The 24,982-nt window shown below is 57.1% G+C and carries 26 protein-coding genes; 2 read left to right on the top strand and 24 right to left on the bottom strand.

Annotated elements, in window-relative coordinates:
- Nucleotides 1–136 precede the first annotated feature (136 nt).
- The 21 genes from NG99_RS00825 to yceD form a co-directional block, all read right to left on the bottom strand.
- A complete protein-coding gene (locus NG99_RS00825; protein ID WP_034887404.1) occupies nucleotides 137–1,441 on the bottom strand; it encodes an NAD(P)/FAD-dependent oxidoreductase in 1,305 nt (434 codons plus the stop codon).
- A 212-nt stretch (nucleotides 1,442–1,653) separates the two neighbouring features.
- Entirely contained in the window at nucleotides 1,654–2,196 is a 543-nt protein-coding gene (ycfP, locus tag NG99_RS00820) for an alpha/beta hydrolase YcfP (protein ID WP_034887402.1), read from the bottom strand.
- 24 nt (nucleotides 2,197–2,220) lie between these two features.
- Nucleotides 2,221–3,243 carry a beta-N-acetylhexosaminidase gene (gene nagZ / locus NG99_RS00815; protein WP_034887401.1) on the bottom strand — a complete coding sequence of 341 codons (1,023 nt, stop codon included), beginning with the start codon at nucleotides 3,241–3,243 and terminating at the stop codon, nucleotides 2,221–2,223.
- Between the two features lie 10 nt (nucleotides 3,244–3,253).
- A complete protein-coding gene (gene thiK / locus NG99_RS00810) occupies nucleotides 3,254–4,123 on the bottom strand; it encodes a thiamine kinase (RefSeq protein WP_052130498.1) in 870 nt (289 codons plus the stop codon).
- Complete coding sequence (gene lpoB, locus NG99_RS00805) at nucleotides 4,083–4,685, bottom strand: penicillin-binding protein activator LpoB (protein WP_034887397.1); 603 nt, start codon at nucleotides 4,683–4,685, stop codon at nucleotides 4,083–4,085. Before lpoB ends, thiK begins: the two co-directional genes overlap by 41 nt.
- Before the next feature lie 11 nt (nucleotides 4,686–4,696).
- Nucleotides 4,697–5,065, bottom strand: coding sequence for a YcfL family protein (locus NG99_RS00800; protein ID WP_034887396.1), 369 nt, complete (start codon nucleotides 5,063–5,065; stop codon nucleotides 4,697–4,699).
- 32 nt (nucleotides 5,066–5,097) lie between these two features.
- A complete protein-coding gene (gene hinT / locus NG99_RS00795; protein ID WP_034887394.1) occupies nucleotides 5,098–5,445 on the bottom strand; it encodes a purine nucleoside phosphoramidase in 348 nt (115 codons plus the stop codon).
- A gap of 173 nt (nucleotides 5,446–5,618) precedes the next feature.
- Complete coding sequence (gene ptsG, locus NG99_RS00790) at nucleotides 5,619–7,052, bottom strand: PTS glucose transporter subunit IIBC (protein ID WP_034887392.1); 1,434 nt, start codon at nucleotides 7,050–7,052, stop codon at nucleotides 5,619–5,621.
- Between the two features lie 277 nt (nucleotides 7,053–7,329).
- Nucleotides 7,330–8,124 carry a metal-dependent hydrolase gene (locus NG99_RS00785; protein ID WP_034887391.1) on the bottom strand — a complete coding sequence of 265 codons (795 nt, stop codon included), beginning with the start codon at nucleotides 8,122–8,124 and terminating at the stop codon, nucleotides 7,330–7,332.
- 9 nt (nucleotides 8,125–8,133) lie between these two features.
- Entirely contained in the window at nucleotides 8,134–9,126 is a 993-nt protein-coding gene (gene holB / locus NG99_RS00780) for a DNA polymerase III subunit delta' (RefSeq protein WP_034887389.1), read from the bottom strand.
- Nucleotides 9,123–9,755, bottom strand: a complete 633-nt coding sequence (tmk, locus tag NG99_RS00775; protein WP_034887387.1) for a dTMP kinase — start codon at nucleotides 9,753–9,755, stop codon at nucleotides 9,123–9,125. Before tmk ends, holB begins: the two co-directional genes overlap by 4 nt.
- The gene (gene yceG, locus NG99_RS00770) at nucleotides 9,745–10,764 is read right to left on the bottom strand and encodes a cell division protein YceG (protein WP_034887386.1); all 1,020 of its coding nucleotides are present in this window, start codon (nucleotides 10,762–10,764) and stop codon (nucleotides 9,745–9,747) included. Before yceG ends, tmk begins: the two co-directional genes overlap by 11 nt.
- A gap of 12 nt (nucleotides 10,765–10,776) precedes the next feature.
- Nucleotides 10,777–11,577 carry an aminodeoxychorismate lyase gene (gene pabC / locus NG99_RS00765; RefSeq protein WP_034887384.1) on the bottom strand — a complete coding sequence of 267 codons (801 nt, stop codon included), beginning with the start codon at nucleotides 11,575–11,577 and terminating at the stop codon, nucleotides 10,777–10,779.
- A 170-nt stretch (nucleotides 11,578–11,747) separates the two neighbouring features.
- The gene (gene fabF, locus NG99_RS00760; RefSeq protein ID WP_034887464.1) at nucleotides 11,748–12,989 is read right to left on the bottom strand and encodes a beta-ketoacyl-ACP synthase II; all 1,242 of its coding nucleotides are present in this window, start codon (nucleotides 12,987–12,989) and stop codon (nucleotides 11,748–11,750) included.
- Between the two features lie 94 nt (nucleotides 12,990–13,083).
- Nucleotides 13,084–13,320: an acyl carrier protein gene (gene acpP / locus NG99_RS00755; RefSeq protein ID WP_004157115.1), complete on the bottom strand. Its 237-nt coding sequence runs from the start codon at nucleotides 13,318–13,320 to the stop codon at nucleotides 13,084–13,086.
- A 154-nt stretch (nucleotides 13,321–13,474) separates the two neighbouring features.
- Nucleotides 13,475–14,209: a 3-oxoacyl-ACP reductase FabG gene (gene fabG / locus NG99_RS00750; RefSeq protein ID WP_034887380.1), complete on the bottom strand. Its 735-nt coding sequence runs from the start codon at nucleotides 14,207–14,209 to the stop codon at nucleotides 13,475–13,477.
- Nucleotides 14,210–14,228: 19 nt separating this feature from the next.
- Complete coding sequence (gene fabD / locus NG99_RS00745) at nucleotides 14,229–15,152, bottom strand: ACP S-malonyltransferase (RefSeq protein WP_034887379.1); 924 nt, start codon at nucleotides 15,150–15,152, stop codon at nucleotides 14,229–14,231.
- A 14-nt stretch (nucleotides 15,153–15,166) separates the two neighbouring features.
- A complete protein-coding gene (locus tag NG99_RS00740; protein ID WP_034887377.1) occupies nucleotides 15,167–16,120 on the bottom strand; it encodes a beta-ketoacyl-ACP synthase III in 954 nt (317 codons plus the stop codon).
- Between the two features lie 5 nt (nucleotides 16,121–16,125).
- The gene (gene plsX, locus NG99_RS00735) at nucleotides 16,126–17,160 is read right to left on the bottom strand and encodes a phosphate acyltransferase PlsX (protein WP_034887376.1); all 1,035 of its coding nucleotides are present in this window, start codon (nucleotides 17,158–17,160) and stop codon (nucleotides 16,126–16,128) included.
- A 26-nt stretch (nucleotides 17,161–17,186) separates the two neighbouring features.
- Nucleotides 17,187–17,357 (bottom strand): 50S ribosomal protein L32, encoded by a 171-nt coding sequence (rpmF, locus tag NG99_RS27830; RefSeq protein WP_072017504.1) that lies wholly within the window; start codon nucleotides 17,355–17,357, stop codon nucleotides 17,187–17,189.
- 14 nt (nucleotides 17,358–17,371) lie between these two features.
- Nucleotides 17,372–17,893 carry a 23S rRNA accumulation protein YceD gene (gene yceD / locus NG99_RS00730; protein ID WP_034887374.1) on the bottom strand — a complete coding sequence of 174 codons (522 nt, stop codon included), beginning with the start codon at nucleotides 17,891–17,893 and terminating at the stop codon, nucleotides 17,372–17,374.
- A gap of 143 nt (nucleotides 17,894–18,036) precedes the next feature.
- Between yceD and NG99_RS00725 the strand changes: the two genes are divergently transcribed.
- On the top strand, nucleotides 18,037–18,624 hold the full coding sequence (locus NG99_RS00725; protein ID WP_034887372.1) for a Maf family protein: 588 nt from the start codon (nucleotides 18,037–18,039) through the stop codon (nucleotides 18,622–18,624).
- Nucleotides 18,625–18,645: 21 nt separating this feature from the next.
- Here NG99_RS00725 and rluC read toward each other — a convergent pair whose 3' ends face one another.
- The gene (rluC, locus tag NG99_RS00720) at nucleotides 18,646–19,614 is read right to left on the bottom strand and encodes a 23S rRNA pseudouridine(955/2504/2580) synthase RluC (protein ID WP_034887462.1); all 969 of its coding nucleotides are present in this window, start codon (nucleotides 19,612–19,614) and stop codon (nucleotides 18,646–18,648) included.
- 569 nt (nucleotides 19,615–20,183) lie between these two features.
- Between rluC and rne the strand changes: the two genes are divergently transcribed.
- Nucleotides 20,184–23,846 (top strand): ribonuclease E, encoded by a 3,663-nt coding sequence (gene rne / locus NG99_RS00715; RefSeq protein WP_034887370.1) that lies wholly within the window; start codon nucleotides 20,184–20,186, stop codon nucleotides 23,844–23,846.
- 71 nt (nucleotides 23,847–23,917) lie between these two features.
- On the opposite strand, the gene NG99_RS00710 is transcribed toward rne, so the two are convergent.
- Both NG99_RS00710 and NG99_RS00705 read right to left on the bottom strand, forming a co-directional pair.
- Nucleotides 23,918–24,367, bottom strand: a complete 450-nt coding sequence (locus NG99_RS00710; protein WP_034887368.1) for a hypothetical protein — start codon at nucleotides 24,365–24,367, stop codon at nucleotides 23,918–23,920.
- Between the two features lie 174 nt (nucleotides 24,368–24,541).
- Nucleotides 24,542–24,982: autotransporter outer membrane beta-barrel domain-containing protein (locus tag NG99_RS00705; protein ID WP_034887366.1), on the bottom strand; the 441-nt coding region annotated here is incomplete at its 5' end.

The raw sequence follows: 24,982 nt of genomic DNA, 5'->3' as shown, positions 1-24,982 counted from the left end.
CCATAAGAGAAAGCTTTTAAGAGTGTTCCGATCGACGGCATCCGGGGGCAGTTGAAGAAGAAAGGCTTATAGCAAACGCTATCGCTATAAGCCTTCGATTGGAAAATGGCGCGGTACTACAATGGATAAATGAGGATCAGTGCAGCTTCAGTCGTGGGCGAATCACCCGGTTGATGCTGCCGACCAGCATCATCAGGCCGGTTTTGAAATAGCCGTGCAGTGCGACCTGGTGCATACGGTAAAGCGAGATGTAGACGAAACGGGCTATGCGCCCTTCCACCATCATCGAGCCGCGCATCAGGTTACCCATCAGGCTACCCACCGTGCTGAAGCGGGAGAGCGACACCAGTGATCCATGATCCTTATAAACATAGGATTTCAGGCTCTGGCCTTTAATTTGCGCCAGGATGTTACCCAGCACCAGTGAAGCCATCTGGTGGGCCGACTGTGCGCGAGGCGGCACAAATCCGCCGGAAGGCAGCGCGCAGGAGGCGCAGTCGCCGATGGCATAGATGTTCTCGTCCAGCGTGGTTTGCAGCGTTGGCTTCACCACCAGCTGGTTGATGCGATTAGTTTCCAGACCGCCAATCTCTTTCATAAAGTCTGGGGCTTTGATGCCAGCAGCCCACACCATCAGATCGGCGTCGATAAACTCGCCGGACTTGGTGTGCAGACCGTTCTTCTCGGCGCTGGTCACCATGGTCTGGGTGAGAACGCGCACGCCAAGCTTAGTCAACTCGTGGTGTGCCGCGGTAGAGATGCGTGGCGGCAAGGCGGGCAAAATGCGCTCGCCAGCTTCCACCAGCGTCACGTTCAGCGTATGGCTGTCGAGGCCTTTGTAGCCGTAGCTGTGCAGCTGTTTAACCGCGTTATGCAGCTCGGCAGAAAGCTCAACGCCGGTTGCGCCGCCGCCGACAATAGCGATGCTGACTTTTCCCTGCTCCCCTTCGCCGGAAGAGAATTTCAGGAACAGGTTGAGCATTTCGTTGTGGAAACGTCGCGCCTGATGCGGGTTATCCAGGAAAATACAGCTGTCCTTTACGCCTGGCGTGCCAAAGTCGTTGGAGGTGCTGCCCAGCGCCATCACCAGCGTGTCATACGCCAGCTCGCGCTCAGGGACCAGCAGCTCGCCCTGCGCATCCCGAATCTCAGACAGTTGCAGGAATTTCCCCTCGCGGTTGAGATTGGTCACGGTGCCGAGCTGGAACTGGAAGCCGTGATTGCGGGCATGTGCCAGGTAGCTCAGGCCGTCGATCCCCTCGTCCAGCGAACCGGTCGCCACCTCATGCAGCAGCGGCTTCCACAGGTGGCTGTGATTGCGATCCACCAGGGTGATCTCCGCCTTTTTCTTACGCCCCAGCTTATGGCCAAGCTGAGTGGCAAGCTCCAGCCCACCGGCCCCCCCGCCGACAATAACAATTTTCTTCAGTGGTGTAGTCAATTGACCCCCTTAAAATGTGAACCAACCGTTAACTAAAAGTTAAATTAATATCCTTAGTAAACATAGGGTTGGCGAGTTGATTCGTTATCTGCTGGCAGAATACCACGGGGATGAAGAAGAGATCTCTTAAAATTGATGCAGGTCAATTTTAGTTGGGCATTCTCAGAGTAATACGATGCCGGACGCAGCGGGACCGCTGCGTCCGGAAAGGGTCAGCCGAGGGTTTTAAAGGCCTTAATACGCTGGAGGTGCGGGGAGATATTTTTGAATTTATGGCCCTGCTCGTCGTCCCAGACAATTTCATAGAAACTGTGCAGCGCCGCCGCCGTGCGCTGGCTGTCCAGCGCCTCATCCTCGCGGGAGAGGATCACCAGGCAGCGATCGCGGTTCTTCTGACGAAAGTTACTGACGCATTTGGTGGCAATATCGACATACTCTTCCGGGCGATTGATTTTGCCCGCCATGTTCTCTTCCGGCCACAGGTTAGGATTGAAGATCGCCTGACGGATATCGCAAAGAAAGCCGATGCGCTCCGCCCAGAAACCGCCAAGCCCTACCCCGCAGATCAGCGGGCGTTCATCCCCGCCGCTGCGCAGCATTTTGTCGGCCTCATTCAGCAGATACTGCATATCATGCTTGGGATGGAGCGTGCTGTAGCTGAGTAAGCGGACGTCCGGGTCGATAAACTGTAGCTGGAGAACCTTTTCGTGGTTCCCCGGGCTGGTGGAATCAAAACCGTGCAGATAGATGATCATCGCTATCCTCGTTGAGAATTGCCGTCAGCTGCCTTTCTGCTCCAGCCAGCGCAGTTGTAGCGCGGTCAGGGCCTGATTTGCCTCTTTCCAGCGAGGCGAGTCCAGCAGCTGCTGGCGGGTAAATGTTCCCCGATGGTACAGCCTGCTGACGCGCTCCGCCTTGATCGGCGACAGATTATCCAGCACGCTGACCGCGCCCTGGCGGTTATTACATACCAGAATCATGTCACAACCCGCGTCCAGCGAGGCCTGCCCACGTTCAGCATAGCTGCCCATAATCGCCGCGCCCTCCATCGACAGGTCGTCAGAGAAAATCACGCCGTCGTAGCCCAGCTCGCCGCGCAGCACCGTTTTCAGCCAGTGAGAAGAGCCGCTGGCCGGGCGGGGATCGATCTGAGTATAGATAACGTGAGCCGGCATAATCGCATCCAGCGCCTGTTCTTCGATCAGCTGTTTGAAGATCTGCATATCATGCTGGCGGATCTCCAGCTCGCTGCGGTCGTCACGCGGCGTCTCTTTGTGAGAGTCCGCGCTGACCGCGCCATGGCCAGGGAAATGTTTGCCGGTGGTTTTCATCCCGGCGCTATGCATACCGCGAATAAACTGTCGCGCCATTTGCAGCGCGATAGCCGGGTCCTCGTGGAAGCTCCGCTCGCCGATTGCCGCGCTGCCGTGACCAATGTCCAGCACCGGCGCAAAGCTGATATCAATGTCCATGGCGATCATTTCTGCCGCCATCAGCCAGCCTGCCTGCTGCGCCAGCCCGGCCCCTTTCTCCTCGCCATTTAGCGCACAGAATGACTGCATCGCGGGCAGGCGGGTAAAGCCTTCGCGAAAGCGCTGAACGCGTCCCCCTTCCTGATCCACCGCCAGCACCAGCCGGTTACGTGAGGCCTCGCGGATTTGCCGGATCAGTTCGGCCAGCTGCTCAGGATCGTGATAATTGCGGGTGAACAGGATCAGCCCGCCCACCAGCGGATGCTGTAAAATTTCCCGCTCTTCTGCATCCAGCTCGTAGCCGAGCACGTCTAACATTACCGGTCCCACACATCACCTCTTAATCTGATAACACCCGCTGCCAGGCCCGTGCCGCCAGCGCGTAAAACGTTTGTTCCTGACTCTGCTGCCAGCGCAGCTCGTACCAACAGGCCATCAGCAGAGACAGCCACGGCTGCCAGCGCCGCATCTGCTGCGCCAGCGTTGCCGGATCCAGATGCTGTAACCGCGCATAGCTGATGGTCAACCGCTGCTGCTGCTCCGCATCCAGCGCATTGCCCGCCACGATCGCCGCCAGTTCCAGCGCAACGTCGCCGTCGCTGGCATATTCCCAGTCGATTAGCCGGAGGCAGTCGCGATGGCGGATGACGTTGCCGGCATGGATATCCATGTGCAGCAACGCCAGCCGTAACGGCTTCGGTTCGCCCTGCCGCTTCAGCTTTTGTATCGCCCGCAGCCAGCCATGATGACGCCGTTCGGGAGTGCTTAACAGCCAGTACTGTTGCAGCAGCCTTAGCAGGGACAGACGATACCCGCTGGGCGGCTGCTGATGCAAGGCGGCAACGCTGGCGGCCAGCGGCGCAAGCTGGCGGGCAAATTCCTCAGAACGCAGCGCCTCACCCGGCTGCCAGCCCAGCAGCAGCCACGCATCGGCATAGCCGTAAACTGCCGGAGCCAGCCCGCTGCCCGCCAGCCTGCGCAATATATGGTACTCACGGCGACGATCCACGCCGGGGATCGGGGCCGCTTTGCTTTGATGGCGAGCCAGCAACGTCAGTTCGCCCACCGCCACCTTTCCCGTCTGGCCGGTCAGCCCGGACAGCGGAAAAAAAGAACCGGCGGACTGTGCCGCCGGAAACCGTTGGGTGATTAGCCTGGCCAGCGCCGGATCAATGCTGAACGACACCGTTGCCCGACCAGATAATTTCACCGGTCTGCACCAGCATCAGCTGCATTTGCAGTGCAGGAGACTTCACGTCTCCCGATGCATTGCTGTATAGCACGTACTGCGCGCCGACGTAGCGGGCCAGTCCCACCGCCTTGCTGCGCGATCCCAGGCTGTCTTCTGCCGAAAGGCCCAGCGTCTGCTTCGCGGTTGCCAGCTGCTGCGGCGTCACCAGCGTGAACTGCGTGTTATTCTCCAGCGCCGAGTGCAGCGCAGCGGTCGCTTTAGAAGTTTGCAGGCTGCCGTTGGTGCTGTTTTTCACGCCATCTACCAGCAGGACGCTACCCGACGTAACGCCATCGGCCTTCAGCATCTGCGCAATCATCGGCGTTACGCTGGCGTCCCAGTTAATTGACTGGAACTTCGGCGGCTGCGGCACGGTTTCACCCGGCTGCGGTTGCACCGGCGGCACTGGCTGAGTGGGCTGAACAGGCTGAGCTGGCTCAACAGGGGCCGGCTGCTGGGGCTGCTGTTGCTGGCTGATACAGCCGCTGAGGATCAGCGCCAGCAGCGCTACGCCAGAGAGTTTACTAACCTTCCTTTCCACGCAATAGTCTCCTAAAGATACAGATAGAGCCTGACTTTACTGGCCGTCAGGTTACCGGTTTGCGATGATATTTCAACTTTGCTGTTCGCGGCTACGTTGGCCGTACGCGGACGTTCAAACGGGGTAATTTCCAGGCCTTTGTCATCATACCAGTAGAAACGGTAGTGAACCGTCACCGGACTCACCTGCTGGTTAAACAGTACCGCCGAGGCCCGCTGCTGCCCTTCATGTTCAGACATGACCGGCTCATCGGTGGTGATGCCGGAAGAAAGCACCGAAGACTCCATCACCAGCGACTGCGAAGTATTAATGGTCGTACGATCGCTACTGCATCCGCTCAGGAGCGCCAGTAACGTTATGCCTGTGGCAATAGCCCGCATAGTGGTGGGTATCCGCATTAAAGGAGCGTTAATTATGCCAGCATTGGCCCTAAAGGACGGCCGCCGACGAGGTGCAGGTGAATGTGATACACCTCCTGACCGCCGTGCTGGTTACAGTTGATGATCAGGCGGTAGCCATCCTCTGCGATGCCTTCGTCTTTCGCTATCTTCGCCGCCACGGTGATCATCCGGCCCAGCGTCGCTTCGTGACCGGCCACGGTGTCGTTGGTGGTAGGGATCAGGATATTAGGCACTAACAGAATATGGGTGGGCGCTTTTGGGGCGATATCCCGGAAAGCGGTGACCAACTCATCCTGATAGACGATGTCAGCCGGAATTTCACGGCGAATAATCTTACTGAAAATCGTTTCTTCAGCCATCGGGCAGATCCTTAGCAAAAAAGGGAGTGCAGGCAGTATGAGCGAGTTATTTGTTTTCTTTCAACCTTCCCGTCACTTTTCTTGCTTTAATCGCACGCGTTTTCAACACTCATCCCGTCTCAGCATAAAAAAAAGGGAGCTCTCGCTCCCTTCCGTTGCGCCGCCGCTAAAGATTAGCTGTTGCGGATATAGTCATCCATGTCGGTTTTCAGGTTGTCGGATTTAGTGCCGAAAATAGCCTGAACCCCGGAACCGGCAATGACTACGCCAGCCGCGCCCAATCTTTTCAGGCTCAGCTGATCGACTTTCGCCACGTCCGCAACGCTCACGCGCAGACGAGTGATACAGGCGTCCAGATTGGTAATGTTCTCTTTCCCACCGAACGCCGCGACAAGGTTACCGGCCATCTCACTGGCATTGCCCGTGACGTGCCCGGCAGACGTCTCTTCACGGCCCGGCGTCTTCAGATTGAATCTGGTGATAACAAAGCGGAATACCGTGTAATAAATGATGCCGTAAATGATGCCGATCACAGGGAACAGCCAGATCTTGCTGCTGTTACCGCTCAGCACCACAAAATCGATCAGGCCGTGAGAGAAACTGGTGCCGTCGCGCATACCCAGCAGAATACAGATCGGGAACGCCAGCCCGGCCAGCAGAATATGGATGCCATACAGCACCGGCGCCACGAACATAAAGGAAAACTCGATGGGCTCGGTGATCCCGGTCAGGAAAGAGGTCAGCGCGGCGGAGATCATAATCCCCCCCACCTTGGCGCGGTTTTCCGGCCTGGCGGAATGCCAGATCGCGATGGCCGCCGCCGGCAGGCCGTACATTTTAAACAGGAAGCCGCCGGAAAGTTTGCCCGCCGTTGGGTCACCGGCCATATAGCGAGGAATATCGCCGTGAAAGATCTGGCCCGCGGCATTGGTGAACTCGCCAATCTGCATCTGGAAAGGGACATTCCAGATATGGTGCAGGCCAAACGGCACCAGCGTGCGCTCAATCAGGCCGTAGAGGCCAAAGGCCACCACCGGGTTCTGATAGGCTGCCCACTGCGAGAAGTCCTGAATAGCGGTACCGATCGGCGGCCAGATAAAGGAGAGCGCCACGCCCAGGAAGATAGCGGTAAAGCCGGAGACGATCGGCACGAAGCGCTTCCCGGCGAAGAAGCCCAGATATTCCGGCAGCTTGATGCGATAGAAGCGGTTAAACATCCAGGCGGCAATAGAACCGGCAATGATCCCCCCCAGTACGCCGGTATCCGCCAGGTGTTTGGCTTCAATTTCAGCAGGAGGCAGATGCAGCACCAGCGGCGCCACCACCGCCATGGTTTTCACCATAATGCCGTAAGCGACTACCGCCGCCAGCGCGGAAACGCCGTCGTTATTGGTGAAGCCTAAGGCTACGCCGATAGCGAAGATTAGCGGCATGTTGGCAAAGACCGAGCCGCCCGCTTCGGCCATGACGTGGGAAACCACGGCAGGCAGCCAGCTAAAGTCGGCTGAACCCACGCCAAGCAGGATGCCGGCGATCGGCAGAACCGATACCGGCAGCATCAGCGATTTACCGACCTTTTGCAGGTTGGCAAAGGCATTTTTGAACATAATTTGGAACTCCTGAGTATGAGTGCTGTTTTACGCGCGTTACGCGTTGTAGCAGGGGGAGGTTCCCGCTATCAGAAGGGCGTCTTTGCGCCCTGGTTATTTATTACGAAGAGTAAAATAAATCGCTAAAACTTTATTTGATGATTATCACGTTTCACTTAACCTGCCCGCAGCGGCCGGCTCGGATGCTCAGAAAATGCCGGGTTAAGGCGATAAAAAACCCCATCGCGACGACGAGCGATGCGGTATTTGCAGCGGCAGCAATGGGTTTTGCGCCCTATGATTCGCTTAAGCGGGACAGCGGCACATGGAACAGACGGGAAAAGTTGCTGGTGGTCGCCTCAGCGATCTGCTCAATACTGACGCCCTTCAGCACCGCCATATATTCAGCGACGTCGCGAGTATAAGCAGGCTGGTTTTCTTTGCCACGGTGTGGCACGGGCGCCAGGTAAGGTGAGTCGGTCTCCACCAGGATACGATCCAGCGGGACATAGCGCGCGGCTTCACGGATTGTTTCCGCGTTGCGGAAAGTCACTATGCCAGAGAAAGAGATATAGAAGCCCATATCCAGCAGCTTAGCGGCCGTTTCACGATCTTCAGTGAAGCAGTGCAGTACGCCTCCGCAACCTTCAACCTGCTCTTCCCTGAGGATCGCCAGCGTATCTTCACGGGCATCGCGCGTATGGACTATCACCGGCTTGTTCAGATCGCGGCCAATGCGGATGTGCTCACGGAATGAGGCCTGCTGCTGCGCTTTAGTTTCCTGCTGGTAGAAGTAATCCAGCCCGGTTTCGCCCATCGCCACAACGCGGGCGTCGGCAGCCAGCTGGCGCAGCTCGGCAAAATCATAGGGCTGTTCCTGATTCAGCGGATGAACGCCGCAGGAGTAAGCGACGTTCGGGCGATCGCCAATCAGCGTGGTCATCGCCTTATAGCCCGGCAGCGTGGTCGCTACCGCCAGCATAAATTTAACGTCGCGGGCGGCGGCCTTCGCCAGCACGTCGTTGACGTCCTGATGCAGTGAGGCGTAGTCCAGCCCGTCCAGATGGCAATGCGAATCGACTAAAAACATAATGACTCTCTATTCAGCCTGAATCGACGACGCGGAGTGTAGCATTTTCTCCCAGCCCAGCAGCCGATCGATCAGTAATAATTCACGGTTTACGGCAACCACTTTCAACAGACGATCGCGGCAGATCATCCACTGGCGGACGCTCTCATCCAGCGCGCTACCGGGTAGCTGCTGGGCCATTTCGGCGATCAGCGCCTGCTGGTCAACGTTGGTAATAAACTGCCCGCCGCCCTGTTGCCATTTCAGCGCATCTACCAGCAGCGCGCAAAGCCAGCCGGTCCGCTGCACCGCGTTATCGTGGTTGAGCGCGGGCAGCAGGCTTAACATATCCTGGCGTAGGGCCTTGGGCAGCGCCTGGCACAGCGTCTGGCGCGCCGACCAGTTTTTTTCCTCTAGTAGCTCCTCAGCGGCCGCAGGCGCGCCGCCGCTGAGACGCAGCGCGGTGATGGCATCCGGCTCTGGCACCGGCACCTGCTTTAGCAACCATTTCAGGCTCTGGCCTTCGTCTGGCGGCGCCAGGTGAACGCTCAGACAGCGGCTGCGAAGCGTGGCCAACAGCTGGGCAGGCTGTTGGCTGCCCAGCATAAACCAGGTATTCTTCGGCGGCTCTTCGAGGGTTTTTAACAGGGCGTTGGCGGCCGCTTCGGTCAGCGTCGCCGCGTCGGGGATCCAGACGATCTTCGCACCGCCCTGCTGAGCGTGATGATAAAGTTTTTCCGTCACTTCACGGATGGCATCAACCCCGATGGTACTTTTTTCGGCTTGCAGACAGTACCAGTCCGGGTGAGTATGGGCCTGCATCAGCTGGCAAGCATGGCACGTTCCGCAGCTTTTCAGACCGTCGCGCCGCTGGCACATCAGCCAGCGGCTGATCCCCCAGGCCAGCGAGGCCTCTCCCATTCCCGGCAGGGCATGCAGCAGCAGCGCATGGTGCCCGCGACCGGTCTGGTGCTGGCCGATAATCTGCCGGTAAGGTTGGTTCAGCCACGGATACCAGTTCATTGCTGCTCCTTCAGCCACGTCCTGAGTACCTGACGGATTGCGGCGGAAACCTGTTCAATCGGCTGAGTTGCGTCAATGGTTTTAATGCTCGCATCATTTGCCGCCAGCGCAAGATAGCGTTCGCGGGTGCGGGTGAAGAAGTTCAGCGACTCTTGCTCAATTCTGTCCAGCTCGCCACGGGCCCTCGCACGCTGCAAACCGATTTCCGGCGTGACGTCCAGATACAGCGTCATGTCCGGAGCGAACTCGCCAAGCACGCTTTGCTTCAGCTGAGCCATCAGTACGGTATCCATGCCGCGCCCCCCACCCTGATAAGCCTGGGAAGAGAGGTCGTGACGATCGCCCACTACCCAGGCTCCTCGCGCCAGCGCAGGCTTAATAATGTTCTCCACCAGCTGAACGCGGGCCGCATACAGCATCAGCAGCTCGGCCTTATCGGTAACCTGCTCGCCCTCAATTCCCTGTTTGATTAGCTCACGCAGCTTTTCAGCCAGCGGCGTACCGCCGGGCTCACGGGTAAACACAATGTCGGCAATGCCCTGCTCGCGCAGCGTGGCAACGACCACATCGCGGGCAGTGGTCTTCCCTGCCCCTTCCAGCCCTTCGATAACGATGAATTTACTGTCCATTTTTTTCCTTCACGGCGAGACGCCAGGCCTGAACGGCACGATTATGGCTGACCAGATTGGTACTGAAGGTATGGCCACCCTTACCGTCGGCGACAAAGTAGAGGAAGTCGGTTTTTAGCGGATGAGCAGCCGCTTCCAGCGAGGCTTTGCCCGGCATGGCAATCGGCCCCGGCGGCATCCCGGCAATGCTGTAGGTATTATAAGGCGTCGGGGTATCCAGATCTTTGCGGGTCAGCGTCCCCTTGTAGCTGTCGCCCATACCGTAGATCACCGTCGGATCGGTTTGCAGCCGCATGCCAATGCGCAGGCGATTAATAAAGACCGAGGCCACTTTACTGCGCTCATCGCTCAGCGCGGTTTCTTTTTCCACGATCGAGGCCATGGTCACCAGATCGTTTTTGTCTTTGTAAGGCAGTCCGTCAGTTTTGCTCTGCCACAGGCTGTCCACCAGCTTGACCATCCGCTCATGTGCCCGCTTCAGCAGCGCCACATCGCTGGTGTTAGCCGTGTAGGCGTAGGTGTCAGCATAGAACCAGCCTTCCACATCCTGCTCCGGTAAGGAGAGCGCGGTCGCGACAGTCGCCAGCTTATCATCGGCAAGCGTATGTTTGACGTAAGGCGCGGCGCGCAGTTGGGCAAGCCACTCCTGCATCCGTGTCCCCTCGACAAATCGCAGCGGGAACTGCGCCTCTTTGCCGCTGGCAAGCAGCTCAAGCATCTGCCTGACAGTCATGCCGTGAGTCAGGCGATAGGTGCCAGCCTTGAACTTAGCCAGTTTGGGTTCCAGCTTCAGCAGCCAGCCAAACCACGGCGTTTTCGGCACAATGTGCTGCTGTGTCAGTTCAGCTTCCAGAACTACGCGACCAGAACCTGCCGGCAGCGTAAAAATCGTATCCTGGTTAATGCTCAGCGTGGAGTCGGCAAACTGGCGAATCTGCCAGTAGCTGTAGGCTATGGCCGCCACCATCAGGATGATAATCCAGCCCACTCTTTTTCTTTTTACCGTCATGAAATATCCATGTTAATCGTCTTCTGGGCGCAGCAAATCAAACAGCTGCCTGGAGGGATAATGCCACTCCTCAATCTGGCAGACCGGCAGCACCGGCATCAGCGCATTGGTGATCAGCACTTCTTCCGCGCTGGCGAGAGTCTCCAGCGGCAGACTGACCTCCTGCACTTCGGTACCCAAACCGCGCAGCAGCTGGATCACCCGCTGACGCTGAATGCCGTCAACGCCCGACTGGCTGAGGGAGGGAGTAAACACCTGTTTTCCCTTGCGCCAGAATAAATTTGCCGCACAGCATTCCACCAGGCTGCCGTCAGTGTCAAGCACCAGCGCCTCGTCTGCGCCGGTCTGGTCAAGCTCTGTGCGAATCAGCACCTGCTCAAGCCGGTTAAGGTGTTTGATGCCGGCCAGCAGCGGGTTTTTACTCAGGCGAATGCTGCTGAGCGCTAGCCTGACGCCGGTCTTACGCAGCGTAAGGTAGTGAGCCGGATAGTCGGAAAGATAAACCAGCCGCGTTGGATGCTCACAGCCAGAGGCGCTATACCCTCTGCCGCCCACGCCACGGGAGATAATCGCCTTCAGCACGCCGGTTGTTCGGCTAGCCGCCGCCAACAGGATCTCCTCGCGCAGGGCAACCCAGTCAACGCCGTGGATCTTCAGCCGCTCGCACCCGGCCTGTAGCCGTGCGAGATGCGCCTCCAGCGCGACGACATTGCCCTGCAAAATCCGCGCGGTGGTGAAGCAGCCGTCACCAAACTGGACGGCGCGATCGGCCGCCAGTACCCGATCCTGCGGCTCACCGTTTATCCAAACCATGAGTCCCCCTGAGTGAACATCGCACAGCGGTAAAGATTACCCGTATGGCCCGGCAGATTCATCCGATTGTCTGTGCAGAATTGTATAGAGATAAAATACCCCCGGCCTGTCGCCCCTGTCGCCAACAAAAAAGGCCCGCGTCGCGGGCCTTTCTGAGGTTAAGGCAGCAATCAGATTTTGCGGAAAATCAGCGAACCGTTGGTTCCGCCAAATCCGAAGGAGTTGCACAAGGCATACTCAAGGCCTTTGACCTGCCGTGCCGTGTGCGGCACGAAATCCAGATCGCACCCTTCATCCGGGTTATCCAGATTAATGGTTGGCGGGATAACCTGGTCGCGCAGCGCAAGGATTGAGAAGATAGACTCTACGGCCCCCGCCGCACCTAACAGGTGACCGGTCATTGACTTGGTAGAGCTGACCATCACCCTGTCTGCGCTGGCACCGAAGATTGACTTCACCGCCTGGGTTTCTGCTCTGTCACCGGCTGAGGTGGAGGTCCCGTGCGCGTTGATATAGCCAATCTGCTCTGCCGAGAGCTGCGCATCTTTCAGTGCGTTTTTCATTGCCAGCGCCGCGCCTGCCCCATCATCTGGCGGCGAGGTCATGTGGTAAGCATCGCTACTCATGCCAAAGCCAACCAGCTCAGCATAAATTTTCGCCCCGCGTTTTTTCGCGTGCTCGTACTCTTCCAGCACCACCAGACCCGCGCCGTCGCCCAGCACGAAGCCGTCACGGTCACGGTCCCACGGACGGCTTGCCGCCTGCGGATCGTCATTGCGGGTAGAAAGCGCGCGTGCGGCGCCGAAGCCACCGATACCCAAAGGAGTACTGCCCTTCTCGGCTCCGCCAGCCAGCATCACGTCGGCATCGTTGTAAGCAATGATGCGCGCGGCCTGGCCGATGTTATGCACACCGGTAGTACAGGCGGTGGAGATGGCGATGCTTGGGCCTTTCATGCCGTACATAATCGTCAGGTGACCCGCGATCATGTTTACAATCGTGGAGGGAACGAAGAAAGGACTGATTTTACGCGGGCCGCCGTTTACCAGCGAAGCGTGGTTTTCTTCAATCAGACCGAGACCACCGATACCGGAGCCGATAGCGGCACCAATACGCTCGGCGTTCTCATCTGTGATCACCAGACCGGAATCCTGCATGGCCTGAATGCCAGCGACTACCCCGTACTGAATGAAGGCATCCATCTTGCGCTGATCTTTGCGCGAGATAAATTCTTCACAGTTAAAATCCTTTACTAAGCCTGCAAAACGCGTTGCGTAGGCACTAGTATCAAAATGGTCGATCGGGCTGATGCCACTCTGACCGGCAACAAGAGCATTCCAGGTAGACTCTACGGTATTGCCGACAGGAGACAACATGCCAAGACCGGTCACAACTACACGACGCTTAGACACGTTCATCCTCCAGGGAGGGAAAAAATGACAATGACACTGTGTGGGGCTTACAGATAAAACTCAGGCGGTCGAATGACCGCCTGGAGATGCTCACTTATGCCTGGTGACCATTGATGTAATCAATAGCAGCCTGAACGGTAGTGATTTTCTCAGCTTCTTCGTCCGGAATCTCGGTATCAAACTCTTCTTCCAGAGCCATTACCAGCTCAACGGTATCAAGAGAATCAGCGCCCAGATCTTCTACAAAAGAGGCAGTGTTAACGACTTCTTCCTGCTTAACGCCAAGCTGCTCGCCAATGATTTTCTTAACGCGTTCTTCGATAGTGCTCATACTATTAAATTTCCTATCAAAACTCGCTTTCGCGATGGTTTTCGTAGTGTATTAAATGGTGAAAAAGATGCAACTAAATCCCGGCTGGTCCGACCACGAATTTACGCTATTTTGCGGGTTTTACCGCAAATAACGCAAATACTTTTCGTGATTATCAGACCATATACATTCCGCCGTTGACGTGCAGCGTCTCACCAGTGATGTACGCAGCCTCGTCAGAGGCTAAAAATGCTACGGCATTGGCGATTTCCTGCGCGCCGCCGAGGCGACCCGCTGGCACTTCCGCCAGAATGCCCGCACGCTGATCTTCAGTCAGCGCACGCGTCATGTCGGTTTCAATGAAACCAGGCGCCACGACGTTAACGGTAATACCACGTGACGCGATTTCACGCGCCAGTGACTTGCTGAAGCCGATCAAACCCGCTTTTGCTGCCGCGTAGTTTGCCTGGCCCGCATTACCCATCGTTCCAACAACGGAACCAATGGTAATGATTCGGCCTACGCGTTTCTTCATCATAGCGCGCATTACCGCTTTTGACAGGCGGAATACCGAAGTCAGATTAGTGTCCAGGATATCCTGCCACTCGTCGTCCTTCATACGCATCAGAAGATTATCACGCGTAATGCCAGCATTATTGACTAAAATGTCCACTTCGCCAAATTCAGCGCGAATATTTTCTAAAACGCTTTCAATCGACGCGCTATCGGTGACATTCAGCTGCAGACCTTTACCCTTCTCGCCAAGCCAGGTGCTGATGGCGTCCGCGCCACTTTGGCTGGTCGCGGTGCCAACGACTTTCGCGCCGCGGGCCACCAGCGTTTCTGCGATAGCACGGCCAATGCCGCGACTTGCACCGGTAACCAGTGCGACTTTTCCTTCAAAGCTCATGTTCATCCTCGTCTGACTGTCAGAGCGCCGCTGCCAGGCTGGCCGGATCGTTCACCGGGGCTGCGGTCAGGGTGTCTACAATACGTTTCGTCAGGCCAGTCAGCACCTTACCAGGACCAACTTCCAGCAGTGACGTTACGCCTTCCTGCGCCATACGCTCCACACACTCAGTCCAGCGGACCGGGTTATACAGCTGACGAATCAGCGCGCTGCGAATCGCCTCTGGCGAGGTTTCAAACTGCACATCAACGTTGTTAACCACCGGGAATGTCGGGGCGTTGAAGGTCAGCGTTTCGAGCGCCACGGCCAGCTTATCAGCGGCCGGTTTCATCAGCGCACAGTGAGAAGGTACGCTCACCGGCAGCGGCAGAGCACGTTTGGCTCCGGCAGCTTTACAGGCTGCGCCAGCGCGTTCTACCGCCTCTTTATTGCCAGCAATAACAACCTGACCAGGCGAGTTAAAGTTTACCGGAGAAACCACCTGTCCCTGAGCCGACTCCGCACAGGCTTTAGCAATGGAGGCATCATCCAGACCAATAATCGCCTGCATGGCGCCGGTGCCTTCAGGAACCGCTTCCTGCATCAGTTTGCCACGCAATTCTACCAGTTTGATGGCGTCGCTGAACGCCAGCACCCCGGCACAAACCAGCGCACTATACTCGCCAAGGCTATGTCCTGCCAGCATTGCAGGCGCCGAACCGCCTTTTTCCTGCCAAACGCGGAAAATAGCAACAGAAGCGGCTAACAGCGCAGGCTGGGTCTGCCAGGTTTTGTTTAATTCTTCAGCCGGCCCCTGCTGAACCAGCGCCCAAAGGTCGTAGCCCAGCGCAGCGGAAGCTTCAGAAAAGGTTTTCTCAACCAGCGGGTTCTCAACGGCCAGTTCGGCCAGCATCCCCACCGTCTGGGAGCCCTGTCCCGGGAAAACCATAGCAAATTGGGTCATTGTTATGTCCTTAATTAAAAACGAACCAGCGCCGAGCCCCAGGTGAACCCACCGCCAAAGGCTTCCAGCAAAATAAGCTGTCCAGGTTGAATACGTCCGTCACGCACGGCCTCATCCAACGCGGAAGGCACGGAAGCAGCAGAAGTGTTTCCGTGACGATCGAGGGTGACCACGACTTTATCCATGCCCATGCCCAGCTTGCGGGCAGTGGCGCTGATAATGCGCAGGTTAGCCTGATGCGGCACCAGCCAGTCAATAGCTTCGCGATCCAGGTTATTGGCCTGCAGCGTTTCGTCAACGATATGCGCCAGCTCCGTCACCGCCACTTTGAAGACTTCGTTGCCGGCCATGGTGACATAGGAAGGCTGGTCCTGATGCTGACGATCCTGGTTGGACAGCGTCAGCAGCTCGCCATAGCGGCCGTCGGCGTGCAGATGGGTAGAAATGATGCCGGGTTGTTCGCTGGCAGCCAGCACGGCCGCGCCCGCGCCGTCGCCAAACAGGATGATGGTGCCGCGATCTTCAGGATCGAGCATTCTCGCCAGCACGTCCGCGCCAATCACCAGCGCATTCTTAACCGCACCATTTTTGATGTACTGATCGGCGACGCTCAGCGCGTAGGTAAAGCCTGCGCAGGCTGCCGCGAGGTCAAATGACGCAGCGTCGTCAATCCCCAGCATCTGCTGGATCATGCAGGCTGAACTGGGGAAAGCGTGGCTGGAAGAGGTGGTAGCGACCACAATCAGCCCAATATCGTTCTTATCGATGCCGGCCATTTCAAGCGCGCGCTCAGCGGCATGGAAACCCATTGTGGCTACGGTTTCATCCGGCCCAGCAATGCGACGCTCACGGATACCGGTGCGGGTGACAATCCACTCGTCCGATGTATCCACCATTTTTTCCAGATCGGCGTTAGTCCGCACCTGTTCGGGCAAATAGCTTCCCGTACCGATAATCTTCGTATACATGTACGTCAGTCACTCTTAGGTAATACAGCCTGAAGGCGGGCAGCAATTCGCTCGGGAACTTGCCGCCGCACCGCCTGCTCTGCCTGTTCTATCGCCGCAGTGAATGCGCGTTGATTCGCTGCGCCATGACTTTTAATCACGGAGCCGCGTAATCCTAACAGACAGGCACCATTGTACTGGTCGGGGTTGAGGTGGCCGAAGCGCTTTGCCAGACGTTTTTTAACCAAACGCCCCAGCAGCGTCATCCACCAGGCCCTTTTTTTACCTTCGCCCTGTGATTTCAACAGCGAAAGGAACATTCTTACCACGCCTTCCATGGTTTTCAGGGTGACATTGCCCACAAAACCATCGCAAACAAGCACATCCGTTTTCCCGGTAAGAAGATCGTTACCTTCGAGGTATCCAATATAGTTAATTTCCGGCGATTCACGCAGAATAACTGCAGCATCGCGGATACTGTTTAATCCCTTGGTCTCTTCCTGACCAATATTCAGCAGCGCCACGCGGGGGTTTTGTACGCAGAGCACCTCCTCCGCCATCACCGCGCCCATAATCGCAAACTGCACCAGCATCGCGCTGTCGGACTCGACGTTTGCGCCCAGGTCCAGCACCACCGTTTTGCCCTTTTGCTGATTCGGCAGTACCGTCATCAGCGCGGGGCGCTCAATGCCGTCGAGCGGCTTTAGCAATAATTTTGCCAGGCCCATCAGCGCCCCGGTATTTCCGGCGCTGACGCAGGCCTGAGCCTTCCCCTCTTTAATCAGCTCCAGCGCCACCCGCATCGACGTCCCGCGGCTTTGACGAATCGCCTGGGAAGGTCTGGCATCACTGGCAATAACCGACTCGGCAGGAATAATATCCAGACGTGCCAATAAGGCAGAATCAGCTTTTGCCAGAAATGACGAGATGTTGTCGGGGTCACCGACCAGAAGAAGATGCAGCTGCGAGTTTGAGGCCAGTGCCTGCATTGCAGCAGGCACTGTCACGCAGGGACCGAAATCCCCGCCCATGGCATCAATCGCCAGGGTCAGACGTGGCAAAGTATCGCCTTGCGTATCCGCAAGAATTACTTAACGATGACCTTGCGACCGCGGTAGTAACCATCCGCAGTGATGTGGTGACGCAGATGCGTTTCGCCAGAAACTTTATCTACGGAAAGAGAGGAAGTGGTCAGAGCATCGTGTGAACGACGCATACCACGCTTGGAACGGGTTGGTTTATTCTGTTGTACGGCCATGGACCTTACTCCTATTACTTACGCTTTAAACTGGCTAATACGGCAAATGGGTTTGGTTTTTCCGCCTCTGCAGGCAGTTTGCCAAACACCATGTCCGCCTCGGACACTTCACAGTGTTCAGAATCATGCACCGGAACGACAGGCAGAGCGAGGATAATTTCATCTTCAACCACCGCCAGCAGATCGATTTCACCAAACTCGTTGACCTCGACCGGCTCGTACGCTTCCGGTAGTGCCTCAGCCTGTTCGTCAGTCACGACCGGGCTGAAACAATACGTCACATGGACCTGATGCGGGAATGTCTTATTGCAGCGTTGACAGCACAGCGTAACGTCAACCGATGCAGTACCGTTAAGTACCGCTAAACGCTGGCTATCGATAGCGAACGACATCGAACACTCTACATCACTGTCCACACTCACTACCGATTCGGCAATACGCTCCACCTGTTGAGGGGTGTAAACACCCTGATAATCAAGGCGCTTTTGAGCGGTACGAACCGGATCGAGAGTCAGGGGTAATTTTACCTTTTGCATAGGGCGCGCATATTAACTTTGTAACGAGATAGAGTCAAAGAAAAAGGCCTGTTTACAGCATCTTTCACCCAATATTCGCATCCAATGCGGCGCACAGTTTAAAATGCCTTGCACCGATTCGCTATCTATTCTGGAAAAAAAAGATGACCCAACTGGTATTAGCCTCAACCTCGCCGTTCAGAAAAACGCTGCTGGAAAAGCTGGGCCTGCCCTTTATCAGCGCCGCGCCGGAGGTGGATGAAACGCCACAAGCTGATGAGTCTGCTGGCGAACTTGTAATGCGGCTGGCAGCGGCCAAGGCTCAGGCGCTGGCAGGAAAGTATCCTGAGCATCTGATTATTGGGGCGGATCAGGTCTGCGTGATTGACGGAAAAATAACCGGCAAGCCGCACACGCCGGAGAACGCCCAGCGCCAACTCAGGCAGGCAAGCGGGCATAGCGTGGTTTTTTATAGCGGACTGGCGCTTTTTAACAGTCATCATAAACAGCTACAGGTCATTTGCGAGCCATTTAAGGTGAATTTCCGGGAGCTTAGGGAGGAAGAAATCGTCAATTACATTGCCCGCGAACAGCCGCTGAACTGCGCCGGAAGTTTTAAAAGTGAGGGACTGGGGATTACGCTGTTCGACAGCCTTTCCGGACGCGATCCGAATACATTGATTGGACTGCCGCTGATCGCGCTGTGCGAAATGCTGCGCCAGGCGGGCGTTGATCCGCTGGCGGCTCAGTAGCAGCCTCCCTGCCGCTGAAGACTAGCTACTCTTGCCTGGCGAGGTTTTACGCAGTAATTCAAGACAGCGTTTCAATTCGCTATCCAGCGGCGCTTCCACCCTCATGACCTCTCCCGTATTGGGATGGGTGAATTTTAGCGCGGCGGCGTGCAGAAATAGCCGTTTCAGGCCGGTCGCCGACAGCTGCGCGTCAAAGTCACGTTCGCCATAGCGATCGTCAAAGGCAATTGGATGGCCGGCATGCTGCGTATGCACGCGGATCTGGTGCGTGCGGCCGGTAACCGGGCTGGCCTTCACCAGCGTGGCTTGAGCATAGCGCTCTTCTACCTTGAAGCGCGTTTCCGAAGGTTTGCCTTCGCTGCTGACCCGGACAATGCGCTCGCCGCTTTGCAGAATATTTTTCAGCAGCGGCGCCTGAACGCTTTTAATATGCGAAGGCCACTGGCCGCGGACCAGCGCCAGATAATCCTTTTGCATCCCCTTCTCTCTCAGCTGTTCGTGCAGCGAGCGCAGCGCCGAGCGCTTTTTCGCCACCAGCAGAATACCTGAGGTGTCACGATCGAGACGGTGAACCAGCTCAAGGAAGCGCGCTTCCGGCCGCAGCGCACGCAGGCCTTCAATCACCCCAAAACTTAATCCGCTGCCGCCGTGTACCGCCGTACCTGAAGGTTTGTTCATCACCAGGAGATGATCGTCTTCATAAATAATCGCGTCAGCTAATGCCGCCACTTTATCCAGTTTGGGTGACACCGCCTGATCGTCGCGCTCCGCCACTCTTACCGGCGGGATACGCACCTCGTCACCGGCTTCGAGCTTATATTCAGGCTTGATGCGGCCTTTATTCACCCGCACTTCACCCTTCCGCAAAATGCGATAAATCATGCTTTTCGGCACGCCTTTAAGCTGCGTACGCAAAAAATTATCGATGCGCTGTCCCGCCTCATCGGCAGAGATAGTCACCGTTCGGACTGCTGGAGTATTGGTTTTCATGGTCGGCGATTCTAAATACAGCGCCAGCATAGCGCCACCTCTTTTTCTGTGCTTAACTGACAGTGACTTTGTTAATGAGGATTTATGAGCAGTTTCTGGGCAATTGAGAGAAATGCGAGCTAAATAGCCCGGTAACCCGCGATAAACTTCACAGTGCAGCGAAAGTCACCTTGCTATCTCAAGGTTAGCAATGGAATAATGCTAATGTTTTTTCTCGCTTAACCTTGTGAAACAAGGAACAAGCGTAATAAGAAGTTTGCCGGATAGCCCATACACGCAGCAATGGCGTAAGACGTATTGAGCAATCAGGCATTTAGCGGGCTGCGGGTTGCAGCCTGGACGACAAGACGGGATTGGTTCACTCTGGTTATTCACTGGCGGTCCCCCCTTTTTTAAAAGCGCTGTTTTTCCAAATGAAAAACAGGCTGCCGAGATTTTGCGCCCCTTAGCAGACCACAGCCGTGAGGTTGACGTTTTTGCGATGAGACTCGGGGCCATCGGTTACTCGCGTCCAGCGTTACTATTGCCCGTAGCTTTGTCACTAATGTAAGAATAATGAGTAAGTTACGATGAAAAGAATGTTGATAAACGCAACTCAGCAGGAGGAGTTGCGTGTCGCTCTCGTGGATGGACAGCGCCTGTATGACCTGGATATTGAAAGCCCGGGACACGAACAGAAAAAAGCCAACATCTACAAAGGCAAGATCACCCGCATTGAACCCAGCCTTGAAGCCGCTTTCGTTGATTATGGCGCTGAGAGACACGGTTTCCTCCCCCTGAAAGAAATCTCCCGCGAATACTTTCCCAACAACTATTCTTCCCACGGCCGCCCCAATATTAAGGACGTGCTGCGTGAAGGACAGGAAGTTATCGTCCAGATCGATAAAGAAGAGCGTGGAAATAAAGGCGCAGCCTTAACGACCTTTATCAGTCTGGCCGGCAGCTATCTGGTGCTGATGCCAAACAACCCGCGTGCTGGCGGCATCTCGCGCCGTATCGAAGGTGATGATCGCACCGAACTGAAAGAGGCGCTTTCTGCTCTCGAACTGCCGGAAGGGATGGGACTGATCGTTCGCACCGCAGGCGTTGGCAAATCGGCCGAAGCGTTGCAGTGGGATCTGAGCTTCCGTATGAAGCACTGGGAAGCGATTAAAAAAGCCGCAGACAGCCGCCCTGCTCCGTTCCTGATCCATCAGGAAAGCAACGTGATTGTCCGCGCCTTCCGCGACTATCTGCGCCAGGATATCGGTGAAATTCTTATCGATAATCCTAAAGTTCTTGAGCTGGCGCGTCAGCATATCGCTGCGCTTGGCCGCCCTGACTTCAGCAGCAAAATTAAGCTCTACAACGGTGAAATCCCGCTGTTCAGCCACTATCAGATTGAATCGCAGATCGAATCCGCCTTCCAGCGTGAAGTGCGCCTGCCTTCCGGCGGGTCGATTGTTATCGACTCCACTGAAGCGCTGACCGCCATCGACATCAACTCCGCTCGCGCTACTCGCGGTGGCGATATCGAAGAGACAGCCTTCAATACCAACCTCGAAGCGGCGGACGAAATTGCCCGCCAGCTGCGCCTGCGCGACCTCGGCGGCCTGATTGTTATCGACTACATCGATATGACGCCGGTCCGCCACCAGCGCGCGGTTGAGAACCGTCTGCGCGAGGCGGTCCGTCAGGATCGCGCCCGCATTCAGATCAGCCATATCTCTCGTTTCGGCCTGCTGGAGATGTCCCGCCAGCGCCTCAGCCCGTCGCTGGGCGAGTCCAGCCATCACGTTTGCCCGCGCTGTAGCGGCACCGGCACCATTCGTGATAACGAGTCGCTGTCACTCTCCATTCTGCGCCTGATTGAAGAAGAAGCGCTGAAGGAGAACACCAAAGAAGTCCACGCCATCGTGCCGGTCCAGATCGCCTCCTATCTGCTGAACGAAAAGCGCGAGGCGGTGAGTGCTATTGAGAAACGTCAGGGCGGCGTGCGCGCCATCATCGTCCCTAACGATCAGATGCAGACTCCGCACTTCTCCGTTCTGCGCGTGCGCAGCGGTGAAGAGACCCAGACCCTCAGCTACCATCTGCCGAAGCTGCATGAAGCCGAGATGGCGCTGCCTTCTGAAGAAGAGCAGGCTGAACGTAAACGCCCTGAGCAGCCAGCTCTGGCGGCCTTTGTGATGCCAGATGCGCCGCCTGCGCCGCAGGAACCGGTTGCTGAAGACGCGCCACAGGTTGCCACCACCGCTAAACCAGCGGCGCCTGTCGAAGCAGGTAGCAGCCTGATGGGCCGCTTCTTCCGTGGCCTGAAGAAAATGTTCGCCGGTGAAGAGAAACCTGCTGAACAGCCTCAGCCAGCCGTTGTGGAAGAAAAAGCGCCGGAAGCGGCTGCGGCACCGCGCGGTGAGCGTCGTAATAACCGCCGTCAGAACAACCGTCGCGATCGTAATAATGGCGATCGTGGCGAACGTTATGGCGAACGCGGCGAACGTAGTACCGAACGCAGCGACCGTAACGATCGTAACGCTGACCGTTCAGAGCGTAATGACCGCTCAGAGCGCAGTGAGCGTACCGAACGCAATCCGCGTAACGAACGTCACTCTAATCGCAATGAGCGTATGACTCGCGACCGCGATCCGGCCGCTGAAAGCCGTGAAGAGAATCGCCGTAAACGCAACGCGCCTGCCGTCGCAGAAGCGAACGACGACCTTCAGCCGGTAGCAGAAGAGTCGCAGCAGCCACGTCGCGAACGTCAGCCTCGTCGTCGCCAGGAAGACAAACGTCCACCGGTGCAGGAAGAGAAAATTGCCGACGTTGCTGAGGTCGCCGTCGAGGGAACGGGTGAAAATGACGAACACGTTCAGGTCTTGCCGCGCCGTAAACCGCGCCAGCTCGCCCAGAAAGTGCGCATTGAAACCGCTGAGCAGACCGCTGCCCGCTCTTTTGCTCCGGCAGAAGAAGCCGCACCGGTTCAGACCGCTGCTGAACTCCCTGCCGCCGTGGACACTCACAGCGATGCGGAAGAGAGCGAAGATCGCGACAGCAACAGTATGCCGCGCCGCTCTCGTCGTTCTCCTCGCCACCTGCGCGTCAGCGGCCAGCGCCGCCGCCGCTACCGTGATGAGCGCTACCCGAACCAGTCGCCAATGCCGCTGACCTTTGCGGCGGCCTCACCTGAGATGGCCTCAGGCAAAGTCTGGATCACTTATCCCGTAGCCCAGGCTTCTGACGAGCATGAACACGAGCAGTCTGTTGTTCCTGAATACGGCCATCAGGATCAGGATACCGCCGATGCCGTGGCGGTGGCTTCTGTTGCTGCTACCTCGCAGCCTGAGGAAGCGATAGCTGAAGCCCAGCCGGTTCACATTGCGGAACCACAGCCGGAAAATACCCCGGAGATCGCGCTGGTCAACACCGATGAAACGGCTGCGATTGAGGTTCCGGTCAACGAAGAGCCTGCGGTCATCTCGTCAGCTGATGAGCCGGTTGCCGATTCCGTCGCTAAAGCGGCTGTGCCGGTTGAAGACGCTGCGCCAGCGGCTGAAACACAGCCTGCCGTCGATGCGGTTAGCGCGGTGGAAGAGATTGTGGCTGAAGCCCGGCAGGTTGAAGAGCAGCGCGCTGCAGAAGAAGTCAGCCAGCAGGCTGGTGAAGCCGCCGCTGACGTCAGCCTTGCCGTTGAGCAGCAGGTTGAAGAGGTACTGGCAGCACCGGAAGCGGTGGCGGAGCCTGTAGTGGCGACCGAGCCACATGCGCCGGTTCCAGCCCGAGATGAGCCAGTTGCACCGACTGCTGCCGAAGCAGCGCCAGTCGCTTCTGAGCCAACGGCTGCTGAGCCTGCGCCAGAAGCACCTGCTGCTTCCGAGCCAGCGGCTGCTGAGCCTGCGCCAGAAGCACCTGCTGCTGCTGAGCCAACGGCTGCTGAGCCTGCGCCAGAAGCACCTGCTGCTTCCGAGCCAGCGGCTGCTGCGCTTGCGCCAGAAGCACCTGCTGCTGCTGAGCCAACGCCTGCGGTGCCCGCGCCAGAAGCGCCTGCGTCAGTCGCTAAGGCAGTCTCTGCTCAGCCGGCCTATAAGCATCATGCCGCGGCACCGATGACCAAAGCGCCTGCGCCTGACTACCAGCCGGAACCTGCGCGTCACAGTGACTGGGTGCGGCCTCCCTTCAGCTTTGAAGGTAAAGGTTCCGCTGGCGGTCATGCCGCAACCCATCAGGCCACCGCTCCGGCTACACGTCCCGAGTAAGTGATGCCTGAACGAAAAAGCCCTGGTCTTCTGACCGGGGCTTTTTTTTCCCAGAAAAAATTACCTACTGTTTAGTGCGCGTGCGATGTGCCTTCAACCTCAGCATCCGGCTCTTCCGTCTTCAGCGTCACCTCCGGCAGCGTGCCGAACTGTACCGACTGCTCCTTCAACACTTTCGCTATCTCACCGCTGATGTCTGCCTGTGCTGACACCGATAGCGCCAGCCCTGCTGGCAGCACCGCTGCGGCATGATGTTTCTCCCGCCATGCGGCAACCGCCTTTTTCAACTCGCTGATCACCGCAATTCGTGCTGCCTGCTGCTCCGCCTGCCACTGAATATTCAATAACCGGCTATCCGCTGCCCTCGCCTTCTGTTGGTTCTCTAAGGTCATCTCACTGTAGCTGGCCGCAGCGCGGTCAGCGCCCTCCACCAGTTTTGCCCTGACCACGTCCAGATGGCCAGCCTCCTGCGCCAACAGGCCTGAGTCCTTCAGAACCTGCTCCACGTTTACAAATTTCATCTCCGTACTCTCCTGTGTGTTATCCCTGCACCCACCTGCCAGCACTACCGCTGCCATTAGCGTCATGCCGCACAATGCTTTTAAACCGCGTTCCATCATCTTTTCGCTTCCGTTTAAAGCCTTCCCCTGAGGGGAAGGCTCAGATGTTACCTGATACCCATTGCTGGCTATCGATCAGAAACTGCGCGTGGCGTTCAGCATAAAGCCGTTATCCGCTGCGCCTTGTTCTCTCCACTGGTAAACATTCATGTCCAACCCGGTGTTGCCGCTACGATAGTTCGCGCCTACTGACGCGCGGGAGTTCAGGCCGCCGGAGTCTTTCTCGCCGTTAACGCGGAACTTTTGCCCCTGCATCCCCTGAAGCGAGGCGGTGCTGCCGCTCTGGCTGTAGCCCACGTTTGGCCCACCTTCCAGCGTGGCCGAAGCGGACCAGCCATTTCGGCCTTTATAGTCCACTCGCAGACCCGCAACTGCATCTGTCGCCGTCTCACTGTAACGGCTGACGCTGAGGTTAAAGTCTCCGGCTCCGCGTTCCTGATAGCCGCCGGTCATATTATGGCGGACCACCATTCCCGCAAACGGCGTAACCGCCAGTTCCCTGCTCAGCTCGAAGGT

The sequence above is a fragment of the Erwinia typographi genome, assembly GCF_000773975.1.
GTDB classification, from domain to species: domain Bacteria; phylum Pseudomonadota; class Gammaproteobacteria; order Enterobacterales; family Enterobacteriaceae; genus Erwinia; species Erwinia typographi.
The sequence above is the reverse complement of the archived record's forward strand: the minus strand, read 5'-3'. Positions and strand labels throughout refer to the sequence as shown.

Coding starts and splice junctions, on each gene's coding strand:
- rpmF (WP_072017504.1), bottom strand. CDS start 17,357: ATGGCCGTACAACAGAATAAACCAACCCGTTCCAAGCGTGGTATGCGT.
- NG99_RS00785 (WP_034887391.1), bottom strand. CDS start 8,124: ATGTTTTTAGTCGATTCGCATTGCCATCTGGACGGGCTGGACTACGCC.
- hinT (WP_034887394.1), bottom strand. CDS start 5,445: ATGGCTGAAGAAACGATTTTCAGTAAGATTATTCGCCGTGAAATTCCG.
- fabG (WP_034887380.1), bottom strand. CDS start 14,209: ATGAGCTTTGAAGGAAAAGTCGCACTGGTTACCGGTGCAAGTCGCGGC.
- NG99_RS00800 (WP_034887396.1), bottom strand. CDS start 5,065: ATGCGGGCTATTGCCACAGGCATAACGTTACTGGCGCTCCTGAGCGGA.
- rluC (WP_034887462.1), bottom strand. CDS start 19,614: ATGAAAACCAATACTCCAGCAGTCCGAACGGTGACTATCTCTGCCGAT.
- acpP (WP_004157115.1), bottom strand. CDS start 13,320: ATGAGCACTATCGAAGAACGCGTTAAGAAAATCATTGGCGAGCAGCTT.
- pabC (WP_034887384.1), bottom strand. CDS start 11,577: ATGGTTTGGATAAACGGTGAGCCGCAGGATCGGGTACTGGCGGCCGAT.
- NG99_RS00710 (WP_034887368.1), bottom strand. CDS start 24,367: ATGAAATTTGTAAACGTGGAGCAGGTTCTGAAGGACTCAGGCCTGTTG.
- fabD (WP_034887379.1), bottom strand. CDS start 15,152: ATGACCCAATTTGCTATGGTTTTCCCGGGACAGGGCTCCCAGACGGTG.
- yceG (WP_034887386.1), bottom strand. CDS start 10,764: ATGACGGTAAAAAGAAAAAGAGTGGGCTGGATTATCATCCTGATGGTG.
- NG99_RS00740 (WP_034887377.1), bottom strand. CDS start 16,120: ATGTATACGAAGATTATCGGTACGGGAAGCTATTTGCCCGAACAGGTG.
- NG99_RS00725 (WP_034887372.1), top strand. CDS start 18,037: ATGACCCAACTGGTATTAGCCTCAACCTCGCCGTTCAGAAAAACGCTG.
- rne (WP_034887370.1), top strand. CDS start 20,184: ATGAAAAGAATGTTGATAAACGCAACTCAGCAGGAGGAGTTGCGTGTC.
- ptsG (WP_034887392.1), bottom strand. CDS start 7,052: ATGTTCAAAAATGCCTTTGCCAACCTGCAAAAGGTCGGTAAATCGCTG.
- holB (WP_034887389.1), bottom strand. CDS start 9,126: ATGAACTGGTATCCGTGGCTGAACCAACCTTACCGGCAGATTATCGGC.
- ycfP (WP_034887402.1), bottom strand. CDS start 2,196: ATGATCATCTATCTGCACGGTTTTGATTCCACCAGCCCGGGGAACCAC.
- yceD (WP_034887374.1), bottom strand. CDS start 17,893: ATGCAAAAGGTAAAATTACCCCTGACTCTCGATCCGGTTCGTACCGCT.
- tmk (WP_034887387.1), bottom strand. CDS start 9,755: ATGGACAGTAAATTCATCGTTATCGAAGGGCTGGAAGGGGCAGGGAAG.